This is a genomic window from Pseudomonas sp. GW822-FHT07A10 (assembly GCF_058798795.1).
The window spans coordinates 251,116-264,600 of record NZ_JBXAKV010000009.1; the positions used below are offsets into that span (position 1 = coordinate 251,116).

Annotated in this window: 27 protein-coding genes; all 27 read right to left on the reverse strand. The window is 54.5% G+C overall.

Annotation, left to right across the window (positions count from 1 at the left end; translation table 11 throughout):
- Positions 1–171 precede the first annotated feature (171 nt).
- On the reverse strand, positions 172–558 hold the full coding sequence (gene rplQ / locus AC1RL4_RS17280) for a 50S ribosomal protein L17 (RefSeq protein WP_007924175.1): 387 nt from the start codon (positions 556–558) through the stop codon (positions 172–174).
- A 42-nt stretch (positions 559–600) separates the two neighbouring features.
- A complete protein-coding gene (locus tag AC1RL4_RS17285) occupies positions 601–1,602 on the reverse strand; it encodes a DNA-directed RNA polymerase subunit alpha (protein WP_003186012.1) in 1,002 nt (333 codons plus the stop codon).
- 22 nt (positions 1,603–1,624) lie between these two features.
- Positions 1,625–2,245 carry a 30S ribosomal protein S4 gene (gene rpsD / locus AC1RL4_RS17290; RefSeq protein WP_003176404.1) on the reverse strand — a complete coding sequence of 207 codons (621 nt, stop codon included), beginning with the start codon at positions 2,243–2,245 and terminating at the stop codon, positions 1,625–1,627.
- Positions 2,246–2,263: 18 nt separating this feature from the next.
- On the reverse strand, positions 2,264–2,653 hold the full coding sequence (gene rpsK, locus AC1RL4_RS17295) for a 30S ribosomal protein S11 (protein ID WP_002555466.1): 390 nt from the start codon (positions 2,651–2,653) through the stop codon (positions 2,264–2,266).
- A gap of 30 nt (positions 2,654–2,683) precedes the next feature.
- Entirely contained in the window at positions 2,684–3,040 is a 357-nt protein-coding gene (gene rpsM, locus AC1RL4_RS17300; protein ID WP_003186020.1) for a 30S ribosomal protein S13, read from the reverse strand.
- Between the two features lie 130 nt (positions 3,041–3,170).
- Complete coding sequence (gene rpmJ, locus AC1RL4_RS17305) at positions 3,171–3,287, reverse strand: 50S ribosomal protein L36 (RefSeq protein ID WP_002555468.1); 117 nt, start codon at positions 3,285–3,287, stop codon at positions 3,171–3,173.
- Positions 3,288–3,314: 27 nt separating this feature from the next.
- Complete coding sequence (gene secY / locus AC1RL4_RS17310; protein WP_003228718.1) at positions 3,315–4,643, reverse strand: preprotein translocase subunit SecY; 1,329 nt, start codon at positions 4,641–4,643, stop codon at positions 3,315–3,317.
- Positions 4,644–5,081, reverse strand: a complete 438-nt coding sequence (rplO, locus tag AC1RL4_RS17315; RefSeq protein ID WP_003228720.1) for a 50S ribosomal protein L15 — start codon at positions 5,079–5,081, stop codon at positions 4,644–4,646.
- A 3-nt stretch (positions 5,082–5,084) separates the two neighbouring features.
- On the reverse strand, positions 5,085–5,261 hold the full coding sequence (rpmD, locus tag AC1RL4_RS17320) for a 50S ribosomal protein L30 (protein WP_003176408.1): 177 nt from the start codon (positions 5,259–5,261) through the stop codon (positions 5,085–5,087).
- Positions 5,262–5,263: 2 nt separating this feature from the next.
- Positions 5,264–5,764 carry a 30S ribosomal protein S5 gene (gene rpsE, locus AC1RL4_RS17325; protein WP_003186035.1) on the reverse strand — a complete coding sequence of 167 codons (501 nt, stop codon included), beginning with the start codon at positions 5,762–5,764 and terminating at the stop codon, positions 5,264–5,266.
- Between the two features lie 3 nt (positions 5,765–5,767).
- A complete protein-coding gene (rplR, locus tag AC1RL4_RS17330) occupies positions 5,768–6,118 on the reverse strand; it encodes a 50S ribosomal protein L18 (RefSeq protein WP_003186037.1) in 351 nt (116 codons plus the stop codon).
- A gap of 10 nt (positions 6,119–6,128) precedes the next feature.
- Positions 6,129–6,662 (reverse strand): 50S ribosomal protein L6, encoded by a 534-nt coding sequence (gene rplF / locus AC1RL4_RS17335; RefSeq protein ID WP_003176412.1) that lies wholly within the window; start codon positions 6,660–6,662, stop codon positions 6,129–6,131.
- A 12-nt stretch (positions 6,663–6,674) separates the two neighbouring features.
- Positions 6,675–7,067 (reverse strand): 30S ribosomal protein S8, encoded by a 393-nt coding sequence (gene rpsH, locus AC1RL4_RS17340; protein WP_003186040.1) that lies wholly within the window; start codon positions 7,065–7,067, stop codon positions 6,675–6,677.
- Positions 7,068–7,275: 208 nt separating this feature from the next.
- Complete coding sequence (rpsN, locus tag AC1RL4_RS17345; protein ID WP_003176414.1) at positions 7,276–7,581, reverse strand: 30S ribosomal protein S14; 306 nt, start codon at positions 7,579–7,581, stop codon at positions 7,276–7,278.
- 13 nt (positions 7,582–7,594) lie between these two features.
- Positions 7,595–8,134: a 50S ribosomal protein L5 gene (gene rplE / locus AC1RL4_RS17350; RefSeq protein WP_003210069.1), complete on the reverse strand. Its 540-nt coding sequence runs from the start codon at positions 8,132–8,134 to the stop codon at positions 7,595–7,597.
- Positions 8,135–8,154: 20 nt separating this feature from the next.
- Complete coding sequence (gene rplX, locus AC1RL4_RS17355; protein ID WP_007896770.1) at positions 8,155–8,469, reverse strand: 50S ribosomal protein L24; 315 nt, start codon at positions 8,467–8,469, stop codon at positions 8,155–8,157.
- Between the two features lie 11 nt (positions 8,470–8,480).
- Positions 8,481–8,849: a 50S ribosomal protein L14 gene (gene rplN, locus AC1RL4_RS17360; protein ID WP_002555479.1), complete on the reverse strand. Its 369-nt coding sequence runs from the start codon at positions 8,847–8,849 to the stop codon at positions 8,481–8,483.
- Between the two features lie 23 nt (positions 8,850–8,872).
- Complete coding sequence (gene rpsQ, locus AC1RL4_RS17365; RefSeq protein ID WP_003176419.1) at positions 8,873–9,139, reverse strand: 30S ribosomal protein S17; 267 nt, start codon at positions 9,137–9,139, stop codon at positions 8,873–8,875.
- Positions 9,140–9,141: 2 nt separating this feature from the next.
- Positions 9,142–9,333: a 50S ribosomal protein L29 gene (gene rpmC / locus AC1RL4_RS17370; protein WP_002555481.1), complete on the reverse strand. Its 192-nt coding sequence runs from the start codon at positions 9,331–9,333 to the stop codon at positions 9,142–9,144.
- A complete protein-coding gene (rplP, locus tag AC1RL4_RS17375) occupies positions 9,333–9,746 on the reverse strand; it encodes a 50S ribosomal protein L16 (protein ID WP_003228729.1) in 414 nt (137 codons plus the stop codon). Before rplP ends, rpmC begins: the two co-directional genes overlap by 1 nt.
- Positions 9,747–9,758: 12 nt before the next feature.
- Entirely contained in the window at positions 9,759–10,445 is a 687-nt protein-coding gene (gene rpsC / locus AC1RL4_RS17380) for a 30S ribosomal protein S3 (protein ID WP_003176422.1), read from the reverse strand.
- Between the two features lie 13 nt (positions 10,446–10,458).
- Positions 10,459–10,791: a 50S ribosomal protein L22 gene (gene rplV, locus AC1RL4_RS17385; protein ID WP_003103908.1), complete on the reverse strand. Its 333-nt coding sequence runs from the start codon at positions 10,789–10,791 to the stop codon at positions 10,459–10,461.
- Positions 10,792–10,802: 11 nt separating this feature from the next.
- A complete protein-coding gene (rpsS, locus tag AC1RL4_RS17390) occupies positions 10,803–11,078 on the reverse strand; it encodes a 30S ribosomal protein S19 (protein WP_002555486.1) in 276 nt (91 codons plus the stop codon).
- A 16-nt stretch (positions 11,079–11,094) separates the two neighbouring features.
- Positions 11,095–11,919 carry a 50S ribosomal protein L2 gene (gene rplB / locus AC1RL4_RS17395; protein ID WP_003186055.1) on the reverse strand — a complete coding sequence of 275 codons (825 nt, stop codon included), beginning with the start codon at positions 11,917–11,919 and terminating at the stop codon, positions 11,095–11,097.
- 14 nt (positions 11,920–11,933) lie between these two features.
- On the reverse strand, positions 11,934–12,233 hold the full coding sequence (rplW, locus tag AC1RL4_RS17400) for a 50S ribosomal protein L23 (protein WP_002555488.1): 300 nt from the start codon (positions 12,231–12,233) through the stop codon (positions 11,934–11,936).
- A complete protein-coding gene (gene rplD, locus AC1RL4_RS17405) occupies positions 12,230–12,832 on the reverse strand; it encodes a 50S ribosomal protein L4 (protein WP_003228735.1) in 603 nt (200 codons plus the stop codon). The genes rplW and rplD overlap by 4 nt, the downstream gene beginning before the upstream one ends.
- 12 nt (positions 12,833–12,844) lie before the next feature.
- Positions 12,845–13,480 carry a 50S ribosomal protein L3 gene (gene rplC, locus AC1RL4_RS17410; protein WP_003186059.1) on the reverse strand — a complete coding sequence of 212 codons (636 nt, stop codon included), beginning with the start codon at positions 13,478–13,480 and terminating at the stop codon, positions 12,845–12,847.
- Positions 13,481–13,485 lie beyond the last annotated feature (5 nt).

Here is a 13,485-nt window from a genome sequence, read left to right on the forward strand (position 1 = left end):
ACATGACAGTCACAAATTCATTAATTTGCAGACATCAATAGAAAATTACTAATGATCAACCCAAGCATATAGTGCCTATAGGGAAGGGTTTGAAGCTTGTACGCAGAGCGCATTTCTTGCAGGCACAAAAAACCGGGCACTAGGCCCGGTTCTTTGTTTCAGACTGACGTCTTACTCAGCGGATACAGCTTCACCGCCGACAGCACGATCAACCAACTCGACGTACGCCATAGGCGCGTTGTCGCCAGCGCGGAAACCGCACTTGAGGATGCGCAGGTAGCCACCCTCACGGGTAGCGTAACGCTTGCCCAGGTCGTTGAAGAGCTTACCAACGATAGCTTTCGAACGAGTACGGTCGAAAGCCAGACGGCGGTTAGCCAGGCTGTCTGTCTTGGCCAAAGTGATCAGCGGCTCAGCAACGCGGCGCAGTTCTTTGGCTTTTGGCAGTGTAGTTTTGATCAGCTCGTGCTCGAACAGCGACACCGCCATGTTTTGAAACATGGCCTTGCGGTGCGAGCTGGTGCGGCTCAGGTGACGACCACTTTTACGATGACGCATGGTTCATTCCTTACCAAACACAACGTTCGGTGATTACGACGATCAGGCAGTCGCCTTGTCGTCCTTCTTAAGACTTGCAGGCGGCCAGTTGTCGAGGCGCATGCCGAGGGACAGACCGCGGGAGGCCAGAACGTCCTTGATTTCAGTCAAGGATTTCTTGCCAAGGTTCGGAGTCTTCAACAGCTCTACTTCGGTACGCTGAATCAGGTCGCCGATGTAGTAGATGTTTTCCGCCTTAAGGCAGTTAGCCGAACGTACAGTCAGTTCCAGATCGTCAACCGGGCGAAGCAGGATCGGATCGATCTCATCTTCCTGCTCGACAACCACTGGCTCACTGTCACCTTTGAGATCGACGAACGCAGCCAACTGCTGTTGCAGAATGGTTGCAGCACGGCGGATAGCCTCTTCAGGATCCAGGGTACCGTTGGTTTCCAGATCAATAACCAGCTTGTCCAGGTTAGTACGCTGTTCGACACGGGCGTTTTCCACCACGTATGCGATACGGCGAACCGGGCTGAACGAAGAGTCGAGCTGCAAGCGACCGATGCTGCGGCTTTCGTCTTCATCGCTCTGACGCGAGTCTGCCGGTTCATAACCACGACCACGAGCTACGGTGAGCTTCATGTTCAGGGCGCCGTTAGACGCCAGGTTAGCGATTACGTGATCGGGGTTAACGATCTCGACATCATGATCCAGCTGAATATCGGCAGCGGTAACCACCCCCGAACCCTTCTTCGACAAGGTCAGCGTAACTTCGTCTCGACCGTGCAGCTTGATAGCCAGACCTTTAAGGTTCAACAGGATTTCAATTACGTCTTCCTGTACACCTTCGATGGCGCTGTACTCGTGGAGCACACCGTCAATCTCGGCCTCGACTACTGCACAGCCGGGCATTGAGGACAACAGGATGCGGCGCAGCGCGTTGCCCAGGGTGTGGCCGAAACCACGCTCGAGAGGCTCGAGTGTGATCTTGGCGCGGGTTGGACTGACAACCTGCACATCAATATGGCGGGGTGTCAGGAACTCATTTACCGAAATCTGCATGGATGCACCTATTTTCTAGCCCTTACTTGGAGTAGAGCTCGACAATCAGGCTTTCGTTGATGTCGGCGGACAGATCACTGCGAGCAGGAACGTTCTTGAAAACGCCCGACTTCTTCTCAGTGTCTACTTCTACCCATTCTACGCGGCCACGTTGGGCACACAGATCGAGAGCTTGGACAATGCGAAGTTGGTTCTTTGCTTTCTCGCGAACTGCGACCACGTCACCAGCACGAACCTGGTAGGACGGAACGTTTACGGTCTGACCGTTAACGCTGATCGACTTATGCGATACCAGCTGACGGGATTCGGCACGAGTAGAGCCAAAACCCATACGGTATACAACGTTGTCCAGACGGCATTCGAGCAGTTGCAACAGGTTTTCGCCAGTTGCGCCTTTCTTGCCAGCAGCTTCTTTGTAGTAGCCGCTGAATTGACGCTCGAGAACGCCGTAGATACGACGGACCTTCTGCTTTTCACGCAGTTGGGTGCCGTAATCGGACTGGCGACCGCGGCGTTGGCCGTGGATACCAGGTGCTGCTTCGATGTTGCACTTCGATTCGATCGCGCGCACGCCGCTCTTCAGAAAGAGATCGGTGCCTTCGCGACGAGCGAGTTTGCATTTTGGACCAATGTAACGAGCCATTCTTTACAATCTCCTGGATTACACGCGGCGCTTCTTCGGCGGACGGCACCCGTTGTGCGGGATTGGCGTCACGTCGGTGATGCTGGCGATCTTGTAGCCACAGCCGTTCAAAGCGCGGACTGCGGATTCACGACCTGGACCTGGACCTTTGACGTTAACGTCGAGGTTTTTCAGGCCGTATTCCAGCGCAGCTTGACCAGCACGTTCAGCAGCTACTTGAGCAGCGAACGGGGTGGACTTGCGGGAACCGCGGAAACCCGAACCACCGGAGGTAGCCCAGGAAAGAGCGTTACCTTGACGGTCGGTGATGGTCACGATGGTGTTGTTAAAAGAAGCATGGATGTGGGCGATGCCATCAACCACTGTCTTTTTAACTTTTTTACGAGGACGAGCAGCAGGTTTTGCCATGATTAATTTCCTGTCGATTCGCTGGGGCGATTACTTGCGGATCGGCTTACGCGGACCTTTACGGGTACGCGCGTTGGTCTTGGTACGCTGACCGCGTACTGGCAGACCACGACGATGACGCAGACCGCGATAGCAACCGAGGTCCATCAAACGCTTGATTTTCATGTTGATTTCGCGACGCAGGTCACCTTCAGTGGTGAACTTCGCCACTTCGCCACGCAGCTGTTCAATCTGCTCGTCGCTCAGATCTTTGATCTTTGCCGCTGGGTTTACCCCAGTCACTGCACAAATTTTCTGTGCAGTAGTGCGACCAACACCATAGATGTAGGTCAGCGAGATAACAGTATGCTTGTTATCTGGAATGTTAACGCCTGCAATACGGGCCATTCAGTGGGACTCCAATTGACAGCTACCTACGCCCCGGAAGCCAAGAAATAGGGCGCGAGATAATATCGCTGTAATAACAAATAATCAACCCGGCAGCGCACTAGCTGCCGGGCTTGAAGCACAATCACACTCAGCCTTGGCGCTGTTTGTGACGCGGTTCCGCGCTGCAAATTACTCGAACAACACCTTCGCGGCGAATAATCTTGCAGTTACGGCACAGCTTTTTCACCGATGCACGAACTTTCATCACCAACTCCTCGAACCTTATGGGTACTCAGCGCAACATGCCGCTGCCGTAACCCTTCAGGTTGGCTTTCTTCATCAGGGATTCGTACTGGTGCGAAACGAGGTGCGATTGTACTTGGGACATGAAGTCCATCACAACCACGACCACGATCAGCAACGAGGTCCCGCCAAGGTAGAACGGTACGTTTGCTGCAACCACCAGGAACTGGGGCAACAGGCAGACGGCCGTCATGTAAAGAGCACCGAACATGGTCAAGCGAGTCAGAACGCCATCAATGTAGCGCGCAGACTGCTCACCTGGACGGATGCCCGGAATAAAGGCACCGGACTTCTTCAGGTTTTCCGCTACGTCTTTCGGATTGAACATCAACGCCGTATAGAAGAAGCAGAAGAAAATAATCCCTGCACTAAACAGCAGAATATTCAACGGCTGACCAGGAGCGATCGACTGCGAGATGTCCTGCAACCAGCCCATACCTTCAGACTGACCGAACCAGGCACCCAACGAAGCCGGGAACAGCAAAATGCTGCTCGCGAAAATAGCCGGAATAACACCGGCCATGTTCACCTTCAGCGGCAAGTGGCTGGTCTGCGCAGCGAAGACCTTACGGCCCTGCTGACGCTTGGCGTAGTGAACAGCAATACGACGCTGGCCACGCTCAATGAACACCACGAAACCGATAATCGCTACTGCCAGCAAACCGATGGCAACCAGGGCGAAGATGTTGATATCACCCTGACGTGCAGACTCGAAAGACTGCCCGATCGCTCTCGGAAGACCGGCGACGATACCCGAAAAAATCAACATCGAGATACCGTTGCCAACACCACGCTCAGTAATCTGCTCACCCAGCCACATCATGAACATCGCACCAGCCACAAAAGTGGATACCGCGACGAAATGGAAGCCAAAGTCACCAGTGAACGCAACGCCCTGCCCCGCCAGACCAATGGACATGCCAATAGCCTGGACGAGAGCGAGGACGACAGTGCCGTAGCGGGTGTACTGGCTGATCTTGCGACGGCCAGCTTCACCTTCCTTCTTCAACTGTTCCAGCTGCGGGCTGACGGCGGTCATCAGTTGCATGATGATCGATGCCGAAATGTACGGCATGATCCCCAGTGCAAAGATGCTCATCCGTTCCAGCGCGCCGCCGGAAAACATGTTGAACAAGCTAAGAATGGTCCCCTCATTCTGTCGAAACAGGTCCGCGAGTCGGTCCGGGTTGATACCTGGAACCGGGATGTGTGCGCCTATTCGGTAGACGATAATCGCCAGGAACAGAAAACGCAGACGAGCCCAGAGTTCAGACATACCGCCTTTGCCGAGCGCAGAGAGAGCACCTTGCTTAGCCATTTATTCCTCGAACTTGCCGCCAGCTGCTTCGATAGCCGCACGCGCACCTTTGGTGGCGCCGATTCCCTTTCCGATGGTGACAGCGCGAGTAACTTCGCCGGACAGCATGATTTTCACACGCTGAACGTTGACGTTGATCACGTTGGCATCTTTCAGGGACTGCACGGTGACGATGTCGCCTTCCACTTTAGCCAACTCGGACAGACGCACTTCTGCGCGGTCCATGGCTTTCAGGGAAACGAAACCAAACTTCGGCAGGCGACGATGCAGCGGCTGTTGACCGCCTTCAAAGCCTGGAGCAATGGTGCCACCGGAGCGGGAGGTTTGACCTTTGTGGCCACGGCCACCAGTCTTACCCAAACCGCTACCGATACCACGGCCCGGACGATGCTTTTCGCGACGGGAACCCGGCGCTGGACTCAGATCATTGAGTTTCATCGATTAACCCTCGACACGCAGCATGTAGTAAGCCTTGTTGATCATCCCGCGATTCTCGGGAGTATCCTGGACTTCTACAGTGTGACCGATGCGACGCAGACCCAGACCCTTAACGCACAGTTTGTGGTTAGGGATGCGGCCGGTCATGCTTTTGATCAGCGTAACTTTAACGGTAGCCATGATCAGAAGATCTCCTTGACGCTTTTGCCACGCTTGGCGGCAATGGATTCAGGAGACTGCATTGCTTTCAAACCTTTGAAAGTGGCGTGAACCACGTTTACCGGGTTAGTCGAGCCGTAGCACTTGGCCAGAACGTTCTGAACGCCAGCAACTTCGAGGACAGCACGCATAGCGCCGCCAGCGATGATACCGGTACCTTCAGAAGCAGGCTGCATGTACACCTTCGAAGCGCCGTGAGCGGACTTCATTGCGTACTGCAGAGTGGTGCCGTTCAGATCAACTTGGATCATGTTGCGGCGAGCAGCTTCCATTGCCTTCTGGATCGCAGCAGGCACTTCACGCGACTTGCCACGGCCGAAGCCAACGCGCCCTTTACCATCACCAACCACGGTCAACGCGGTGAAAGTGAAGATACGGCCGCCTTTAACGGTTTTGGCTACGCGGTTAACTTGAACCAGCTTCTCGATGTAGCCTTCGTCGCGCTTTTGGTCGTTATTTGACATAACTTAGAACTCCAGCCCAGCTTCACGAGCAGCATCAGCCAGCGCCTTGACGCGGCCGTGGTACTTGAAGCCAGAGCGGTCGAAAGCCACCTGCGAGACGCCAGCGGCTTTAGCACGCGTAGCGACCAGCTGGCCAACCTTAGTGGCCGCGTCGATGTTGCCGGTGGCACCATCACGCAGTTCTTTATCCAAAGTCGAGGCACTTGCCAGGACTTTGTTGCCGTCGGCCGAAATGACCTGGGCGTAGATGTGCTGCGACGAGCGGAACACGCAGAGACGCACGACTTCGAGTTCGTGCATTTTCAGGCGTGCTTTGCGAGCGCGACGCAGTCGAGTAACTTTTTTGTCGGTCATTTGCTATGCCCTACTTCTTCTTGGCTTCTTTACGACGGACGACTTCGTCCGCGTAGCGCACACCTTTACCTTTGTACGGCTCTGGTGGACGGAAGTCGCGGATCTCGGCGGCCACTTGACCTACCAGCTGCTTGTCGATGCCCTTGATCAGGATATCGGTCTGGCTAGGAGTCTCAGCGGTGATGCCTTCCGGCAGTTCATAATCCACTGGGTGCGAGAAGCCAAGAGCCAGGTTCAGCACTGTGCCTTTTGCTTGCGCTTTGTAACCAACACCGACCAGCTGGAGCTTACGCTCGAAGCCTTGGCTTACGCCTTGGACCATGTTGTTAACCAACGCACGAGTGGTACCAGCCATTGCGCGAGTTTGTTGATCGCCATTGCGAGCAGCGAAACGCAGCTCACCAGCTTCTTCAACGATCTCAACGGACGAATGGATGTTCAGTTCGAGAGTACCCTTGGCACCCTTCACCGAAAGCTGTTGGCCTGCGAATTTGACTTCGACACCGGCTGGCAGCTTAACGGGGTTCTTAGCGACGCGTGACATGCTTATCCCCCCTTAGAACACAGTGCAAAGAACTTCGCCGCCGACACCGGCAGCGCGCGCAGCACGATCCGTCATCACACCTTTGTTGGTGGAGACGATAGACACACCGAGACCGCCACGAACTTTTGGCAGATCATCGACGGACTTGTACTGACGCAGGCCTGGACGGCTAACGCGCTTCACTTCCTCGATGACCGGACGGCCTTCGAAGTACTTCAGCTCGATGGACAGCAGTGGCTTGATTTCGCTGCTGATCTGATAACCCGCAATGTAACCTTCGTCCTTCAGGACTTTGGCAACAGCTACCTTCAAAGTAGAAGATGGCATGCTTACGACGGACTTTTCAGCCATCTGGGCATTACGGATTCGAGTTAGCATGTCCGCTAACGGGTCCTGCATACTCATGGGCTAGACGCTCCTAATACACAAAAAATTAGCCTTGCGGCTACTACGTGTCGCCGAGTACATCCGCGTAAAAAACACGGGCTCAGGCGAGCCGGGTATTCTAGACACACCCCACAAATGAATCAAGCCCCAAAAGGGGCTTGATTCAAGTTCAAGGTCACCGATGGTCAGGATCTTGCGACCCCGAACACCGAGACTTTGACAGTGCTTACCAGCTGGCTTTAACCAGACCAGGTACGTCACCACGCATTGCAGCTTCACGCAGTTTGTTACGGCCAAGGCCGAACTTGCGGTAAACGCCGTGTGGACGACCGGTCAGGCGGCAGCGGTTACGCATGCGCGAAGCGCTTGCGTCACGTGGCTGCTTCTGCAGAGCTACTGTAGCTTCCCAACGTGCTTCTGGACTTGCGTTCAGATCAACGATGATAGCTTTCAGTGCTGCACGCTTTTTGGCGTACTTGGCAACCGTGAGCTGACGCTTCAGCTCGCGGTTTTTCATGCTCATCTTGGCCATTTTCCTACTCCAATCAGTTGCGGAACGGGAATTTGAAAGCACGCAACAGGGCGCGACCTTCATCATCGTTCTTGGCAGTGGTGGTCAGGGTAATGTCCAGACCGCGGAGAGCATCGATCTTGTCGTAGTCGATTTCCGGGAAGATGATCTGCTCTTTAACGCCCATGCTGTAGTTACCACGACCATCGAAGGACTTGGCATTCAGGCCGCGGAAGTCGCGAACCCGAGGCAGGGAGATCGACAGCAGACGATCCAGGAACTCGTACATACGCTCACGGCGCAGGGTCACTTTGACGCCGATCGGCCAACCTTCACGGACTTTAAAGCCAGCGATGGATTTCCGAGCGTAGGTCACAACGACTTTCTGGCCGGTGATCTTTTCCAGGTCAGCAACAGCGTGTTCGATGACTTTTTTGTCGCCGATCGCTTCGCCCAGACCCATGTTCAGGGTGATTTTGGTAACGCGCGGAACTTCCATCACGTTCGAAAGCTTAAGTTCTTCCTTAAGTTTCGGTGCGATTTCCTTCCGGTAAATCTCTTTTAGTCGTGCCATGGTCTTCTACCTAGCAGTGTTCAAGCATCAACCGCTTTTTGGGTCGACTTGAAGACACGAATTTTCTTACCGTCTTCTACTTTGAAACCAACGCGGTCAGCCTTGTTGGTTTCGCCGTTGAAGATGGCGACGTTGGAAGCGTGCAGTGGCGCTTCTTTCTCGACGATACCGCCCTGTACGCCCGACATCGGGTTAGGCTTGGTATGACGCTTGACCAGGTTCAGACCACCAACGACCAGACGGTCATCAGCAAGAACCTTCAGCACCTTACCGCGCTTACCTTTGTCTTTGCCGGCGATCACGATGATCTCGTCGTCACGACGAATCTTTTGCATGTCGGATCTCCTTACAGCACTTCTGGGGCGAGCGAGACGATCTTCATGAACTTCTCAGTACGAAGTTCACGGGTCACTGGCCCAAAGATACGGGTGCCGATCGGCTCTTGCTTGTTGTTCAGAAGAACAGCAGCGTTGCCATCAAAGCGGATAATGGAGCCATCTGCACGGCGAACGCCGTGACGAGTGCGGACTACAACAGCAGTCATCACTTGGCCTTTTTTCACCTTACCGCGAGGAATTGCTTCCTTCACGGTAACTTTGATGATGTCACCGATACCAGCGTAACGACGATGGGAGCCACCCAGCACCTTGATGCACATAACGCGGCGAGCGCCGCTGTTATCGGCCACATCGAGCATGGATTGAGTCTGAATCATATAATTTCTCCGACCCCTAGTCCTTAGACTTCCACAGCGCGTTCGAGAACATCAACCAGCGCCCAAGACTTGGTCTTGGCCAAAGGACGAGTTTCACGAATAGTGACTTTGTCGCCGATGTGGCACTGATTGGTTTCGTCGTGCGCGTGCAGCTTAGTCGAACGCTTAACGTATTTACCGTAGATCGGGTGCTTAACGCGACGCTCGATCAGAACGGTGATGGTTTTGTCCATCTTGTCGCTGACAACACGGCCAGTCAGCGTACGGACAGTTTTTTCGGCTTCAGCCATGATTACTTACCTGCCTGCTGGTTGAGCACAGTCTTCACGCGAGCGATGTCACGCTTAACTTGCGAGAGCAGATGAGACTGCCCCAACTGGCCAGTTGCTTTCTGCATACGCAGATTGAACTGGTCGCGCAGCAGGCCGAGCAGTTGCTCGTTCAGCTGCTGTGCGGATTTTTCACGAAGTTCATTCGCTTTCATCACATCACCGTCCGTTTAACAAAGGAGGTGGCGAGCGGCAGCTTTGCAGCAGCCAGGGCGAAAGCCTCACGCGCCAGCTCTTCAGAAACACCCTCGATTTCATACAGGACTTTGCCTGGCTGAATCTGGGCAACCCAGTACTCCACGTTACCCTTACCTTTACCCATCCGAACTTCGAGTGGTTTTTTGGAAATAGGCTTGTCCGGGAATACACGGATCCAGATCTTGCCGCCACGTTTAACGTGACGGGTCAGTGCACGACGCGCTGACTCGATCTGACGAGCGGTGAGACGACCACGAGCAACAGACTTCAGCGCGAACTCGCCGAAGCTGACTTTGCTACCGCGCAATGCCAGGCCACGGTTGTGACCAGTCATTTGCTTGCGGAACTTCGTACGCTTTGGTTGCAACATTTGGCGTACCCCTTACTTAGCAGCTTTTTTACGAGGCGCTGGTGCTTGTGGTTTCAGTTCTTCTTGGCGACCACCAATTACTTCGCCTTTGAAGATCCAAACCTTTACACCGATCACACCATAAGTGGTGTGAGCTTCGTAGTTGGCATAGTCGATGTCGGCACGCAGGGTGTGCAGAGGCACACGACCTTCGCGATACCATTCAGTACGTGCGATTTCAGCACCGCCGAGACGACCGCTCACTTGGATTTTGATGCCTTTGGCACCAATGCGCATGGCGTTCTGAACAGCGCGCTTCATAGCGCGACGGAACATTACGCGACGCTCCAGCTGCTGAGCTACGCTCTGCGCAACCAGCATACCGTCGAGCTCCGGCTTGCGGATCTCTTCGATATTGATGTGCACAGGCACACCCATTTGCTTGGTCAGGTCCTGACGCAGTTTCTCAACATCTTCACCTTTCTTCCCGATAACGATACCTGGACGAGCGGTGTGGATGGTGATACGTGCAGTTTGGGCCGGACGATGGATATCGATACGGCTTACGGACGCGCTTTTTAGTTTGTCTTGGAGATACTCACGCACCTTCAGATCAGCGAACAAGTAGTCCGCATAAGTCCGACCGTCTGCGTACCAGACGGAGGTGTGCTCCTTGACGATTCCCAGGCGAATGCCAATGGGATGTACTTTCTGACCCATCTCTTCGACTCCGTTACTTGTCAGCAACCTTGACAGTGATATGGCAAGACCGCTTGACGATGCGATCAGCACGGCCTTTGGCACGTGGCATGATGCGCTTCAGCGAACGCCCTTCGTTGACGAAAACGGTGCTGACCTTAAGGTCATCAACGTCTGCGCCTTCGTTATGCTCGGCGTTGGCTACGGCCGACTCCAGCACTTTCTTCATGATCTCGGCGGCTTTCTTACTGCTGAAAGCCAACAGGTTGAGCGCTTCGCCCACCTTCTTCCCGCGGATCTGGTCGGCGACCAAGCGGGCTTTCTGGGCGGAGATTCGAGCGCCCGACAACTTAGCGGCTACTTCCATTTCCTAACCCCTTAACGCTTGGCTTTCTTGTCTGCCACGTGCCCACGATATGTGCGGGTACCGGCGAACTCGCCCAGTTTGTGGCCGACCATGTCTTCGTTAACGAGAACTGGGACGTGTTGACGACCGTTGTGTACTGCGATGGTCAGACCGACCATTTGTGGCAGGATCATCGAGCGACGCGACCAGGTTTTAACTGGTTTGCGATCGTTCTTTTCCGCCGCCACTTCGATCTTCTTCAGTAGGTGAAGATCGATAAAAGGACCTTTTTTCAGAGAACGTGGCACTGTCGTATCCCTCTATTTACTTGCGACGACGGACGATCATTTTGTCGGTACGCTTATTACCACGAGTCTTCGCGCCCTTAGTCGGGAAGCCCCATGGCGATACCGGATGACGACCACCAGAGGTACGACCTTCACCACCACCATGTGGGTGGTCAACCGGGTTCATGGCAACACCACGAACGGTTGGGCGAACGCCACGCCAGCGTTTGGCACCAGCTTTACCCAGCGAACGCAGGCTGTGCTCGGAGTTCGAGACTTCGCCCAGGGTCGCGCGGCATTCAGCCAGCACTTTACGCATCTCACCAGAACGCAGACGCAGGGTCACGTAGACACCTTCACGAGCGATCAGCTGAGCCGAAGCACCAGCGGAACGAGCGATTTGCGCGCCTTTACCTGGCTTCAATTCGATGCCGTGTACGGTGCTACCAACTGGAATGTTACGCAGTTGCAGAGCGTTGCCCGGCTTGATCGGTGCCAGAGCACCTGCGATCAGCTGGTCGCCAGCACTCACGCCTTTAGGCGCGATGATGTAGCGACGCTCGCCATCTGCGTACAGCAGCAGAGCGATGTGAGCAGTACGGTTTGGATCGTATTCGATACGCTCAACAGTGGCAGCGATGCCATCTTTGTCGTTGCGACGGAAATCGACCAGACGATAATGCTGCTTATGGCCACCACCGATGTGACGAGTGGTAATACGACCATTGTTGTTACGACCACCAGACTTCGATTTTTTCTCGAGCAGCGGTGCGTGAGGAGCGCCTTTATGCAGCTCCTGGTTGACCACCTTGACCACAAAACGGCGGCCAGGGGAAGTCGGTTTGCATTTAACGATTGCCATGATGCACCCCTTCCTTACTCAGCACTGCTGCTGAAATCGAGATCTTGGCCTGGCTGAAGGGAGATAACTGCCTTCTTCCAGTCATTACGCTTGCCCAGACCGCGAGCAGTGCGCTTGCTCTTACCCAGAACATTCAGGGTAGTAACACGCTCTACTTTCACGCTGAACAGGCTTTCGACGGCCTTCTTGATTTCCAGCTTGGTTGCGTCAGTGGCAACCTTGAAAACGAACTGGCCTTTCTTGTCTGCCAGAACCGTAGCCTTCTCGGAAACGTGCGGGCCAAGCAGAACTTTAAATACGCGTTCCTGGTTCATCCCAGCAGCTCCTCGAATTTCTTCACGGCCGACACGGTGATCAACACCTTGTCGTATGCGATCAGACTAACTGGATCGGAACCTTGCACATCACGTACATCAACGTGCGGCAGGTTACGAGCAGCCAGGTACAGGTTCTGATCAACAGCGTCCGACACGATCAGAACGTCGGTCAGGCTCATGTTGTTCAGCTTGCCCAGCAGGTCTTTGGTTTTCGGCGTTTCAACAGCGAAATCCTGAACCACGACCAGACGATCAGTACGCACCAGCTCAGCAAGGATGGAACGCATTGCTGCGCGATACATCTTCTTGTTCAGCTTCTGGGAGTGATCCTGAGGACGAGCTGCGAAAGTGGTACCGCCGCCACGCCAGATTGGGCTACGGATAGTACCGGCACGAGCACGGCCAGTACCTTTCTGACGCCATGGGCGCTTACCGCCACCACGAACGTCGGAACGGGTCTTTTGCTGCTTGCTACCTTGACGGCCGCCGGCCATATAGGCCACGACTGCTTGGTGAACCAGCGTCTCGTTGAATTCGCCGCCAAATGTCAGTTCGGAAACTTCGATCGCTTGAGCGTCATTTACATTTAATTGCATGTCAGCTTCCCCTTAACCGCGAGCCTTGGCTGCTGGACGTACAACCAAGTTGCCGCCAGTAGCGCCAGGAACAGCGCCCTTGACCAACAACAGATTGCGTTCAGCGTCCACGCGCACTACTTCGAGGGACTGCACGGTCACGCGCTCAGCGCCCATATGACCGGACATTTTTTTGCCCTTGAATACACGACCAGGAGTCTGGCACTGGCCGATAGAGCCTGGAACGCGGTGGGATACGGAGTTACCGTGGGTGTTATCTTGCCCGCGGAAATTCCAACGCTTGATCGTACCCTGGAAGCCTTTACCTTTGGACTGACCGGTTACATCAACCAGTTGACCAGCAGCGAAGATTTCAGCGTTGATCAGATCGCCGGCCTGGTACTCGCCTTCTTCAAGGCGGAATTCCATTACGGTACGACCAGCGGCAACGTTCGCCTTAGCGAAGTGGCCAGCTTGCGCAGCTGTAACACGCGAAGCACGACGCTCGCCTACAGTGACTTGCACTGCACGATAGCCATCGGTCTCTTCAGTTTTGAACTGGGTGACGCGATTCGGTTCGATCTCAATGACCGTGACCGGAATGGAGACACCTTCTTCGGTGAAAATACGGGTCATACCGCATTTACGACCGACTACACCAATAGTCATGTTGT

What these genes read in the sequence shown, in the direction of transcription:
- rplP (WP_003228729.1), bottom strand. Translation starts at nt 9,746, where the DNA reads ATGTTGCAACCAAAGCGTACGAAGTTCCGCAAGCAAATGACTGGTCAC.
- rpsH (WP_003186040.1), bottom strand. Translation starts at nt 7,067, where the DNA reads ATGAGTATGCAGGACCCGTTAGCGGACATGCTAACTCGAATCCGTAAT.
- rpsD (WP_003176404.1), bottom strand. Translation starts at nt 2,245, where the DNA reads ATGGCTCGTTACATTGGTCCAAAATGCAAACTCGCTCGTCGCGAAGGC.
- rplD (WP_003228735.1), bottom strand. Translation starts at nt 12,832, where the DNA reads ATGCAATTAAATGTAAATGACGCTCAAGCGATCGAAGTTTCCGAACTG.
- rpmJ (WP_002555468.1), bottom strand. Translation starts at nt 3,287, where the DNA reads ATGAAAGTTCGTGCATCGGTGAAAAAGCTGTGCCGTAACTGCAAGATT.
- rpsN (WP_003176414.1), bottom strand. Translation starts at nt 7,581, where the DNA reads ATGGCCAAGATGAGCATGAAAAACCGCGAGCTGAAGCGTCAGCTCACG.
- rplC (WP_003186059.1), bottom strand. Translation starts at nt 13,480, where the DNA reads ATGACTATTGGTGTAGTCGGTCGTAAATGCGGTATGACCCGTATTTTC.
- rplB (WP_003186055.1), bottom strand. Translation starts at nt 11,919, where the DNA reads ATGGCAATCGTTAAATGCAAACCGACTTCCCCTGGCCGCCGTTTTGTG.
- rplF (WP_003176412.1), bottom strand. Translation starts at nt 6,662, where the DNA reads ATGTCACGCGTCGCTAAGAACCCCGTTAAGCTGCCAGCCGGTGTCGAA.
- rpsM (WP_003186020.1), bottom strand. Translation starts at nt 3,040, where the DNA reads ATGGCCCGTATTGCAGGCGTTAACATTCCAGATAACAAGCATACTGTT.
- rpsQ (WP_003176419.1), bottom strand. Translation starts at nt 9,139, where the DNA reads ATGGCTGAAGCCGAAAAAACTGTCCGTACGCTGACTGGCCGTGTTGTC.
- rpsE (WP_003186035.1), bottom strand. Translation starts at nt 5,764, where the DNA reads ATGTCAAATAACGACCAAAAGCGCGACGAAGGCTACATCGAGAAGCTG.
- rplX (WP_007896770.1), bottom strand. Translation starts at nt 8,469, where the DNA reads ATGCAAAAGATTCGTCGTGACGACGAGATCATCGTGATCGCCGGCAAA.
- rpmD (WP_003176408.1), bottom strand. Translation starts at nt 5,261, where the DNA reads ATGGCTACCGTTAAAGTTACGCTGATCAAAAGCATGACCGGCCGCATC.
- rplQ (WP_007924175.1), bottom strand. Translation starts at nt 558, where the DNA reads ATGCGTCATCGTAAAAGTGGTCGTCACCTGAGCCGCACCAGCTCGCAC.
- secY (WP_003228718.1), bottom strand. Translation starts at nt 4,643, where the DNA reads ATGGCTAAGCAAGGTGCTCTCTCTGCGCTCGGCAAAGGCGGTATGTCT.
- rplE (WP_003210069.1), bottom strand. Translation starts at nt 8,134, where the DNA reads ATGGCACGACTAAAAGAGATTTACCGGAAGGAAATCGCACCGAAACTT.
- rplN (WP_002555479.1), bottom strand. Translation starts at nt 8,849, where the DNA reads ATGATTCAGACTCAATCCATGCTCGATGTGGCCGATAACAGCGGCGCT.
- rpmC (WP_002555481.1), bottom strand. Translation starts at nt 9,333, where the DNA reads ATGAAAGCGAATGAACTTCGTGAAAAATCCGCACAGCAGCTGAACGAG.
- rplW (WP_002555488.1), bottom strand. Translation starts at nt 12,233, where the DNA reads ATGAACCAGGAACGCGTATTTAAAGTTCTGCTTGGCCCGCACGTTTCC.
- rpsK (WP_002555466.1), bottom strand. Translation starts at nt 2,653, where the DNA reads ATGGCAAAACCTGCTGCTCGTCCTCGTAAAAAAGTTAAAAAGACAGTG.
- rplR (WP_003186037.1), bottom strand. Translation starts at nt 6,118, where the DNA reads ATGACCGACAAAAAAGTTACTCGACTGCGTCGCGCTCGCAAAGCACGC.
- rplV (WP_003103908.1), bottom strand. Translation starts at nt 10,791, where the DNA reads ATGGAAGTAGCCGCTAAGTTGTCGGGCGCTCGAATCTCCGCCCAGAAA.
- rpsC (WP_003176422.1), bottom strand. Translation starts at nt 10,445, where the DNA reads ATGGGTCAGAAAGTACATCCCATTGGCATTCGCCTGGGAATCGTCAAG.
- rplO (WP_003228720.1), bottom strand. Translation starts at nt 5,081, where the DNA reads ATGAAACTCAATGATCTGAGTCCAGCGCCGGGTTCCCGTCGCGAAAAG.
- AC1RL4_RS17285 (WP_003186012.1), bottom strand. Translation starts at nt 1,602, where the DNA reads ATGCAGATTTCGGTAAATGAGTTCCTGACACCCCGCCATATTGATGTG.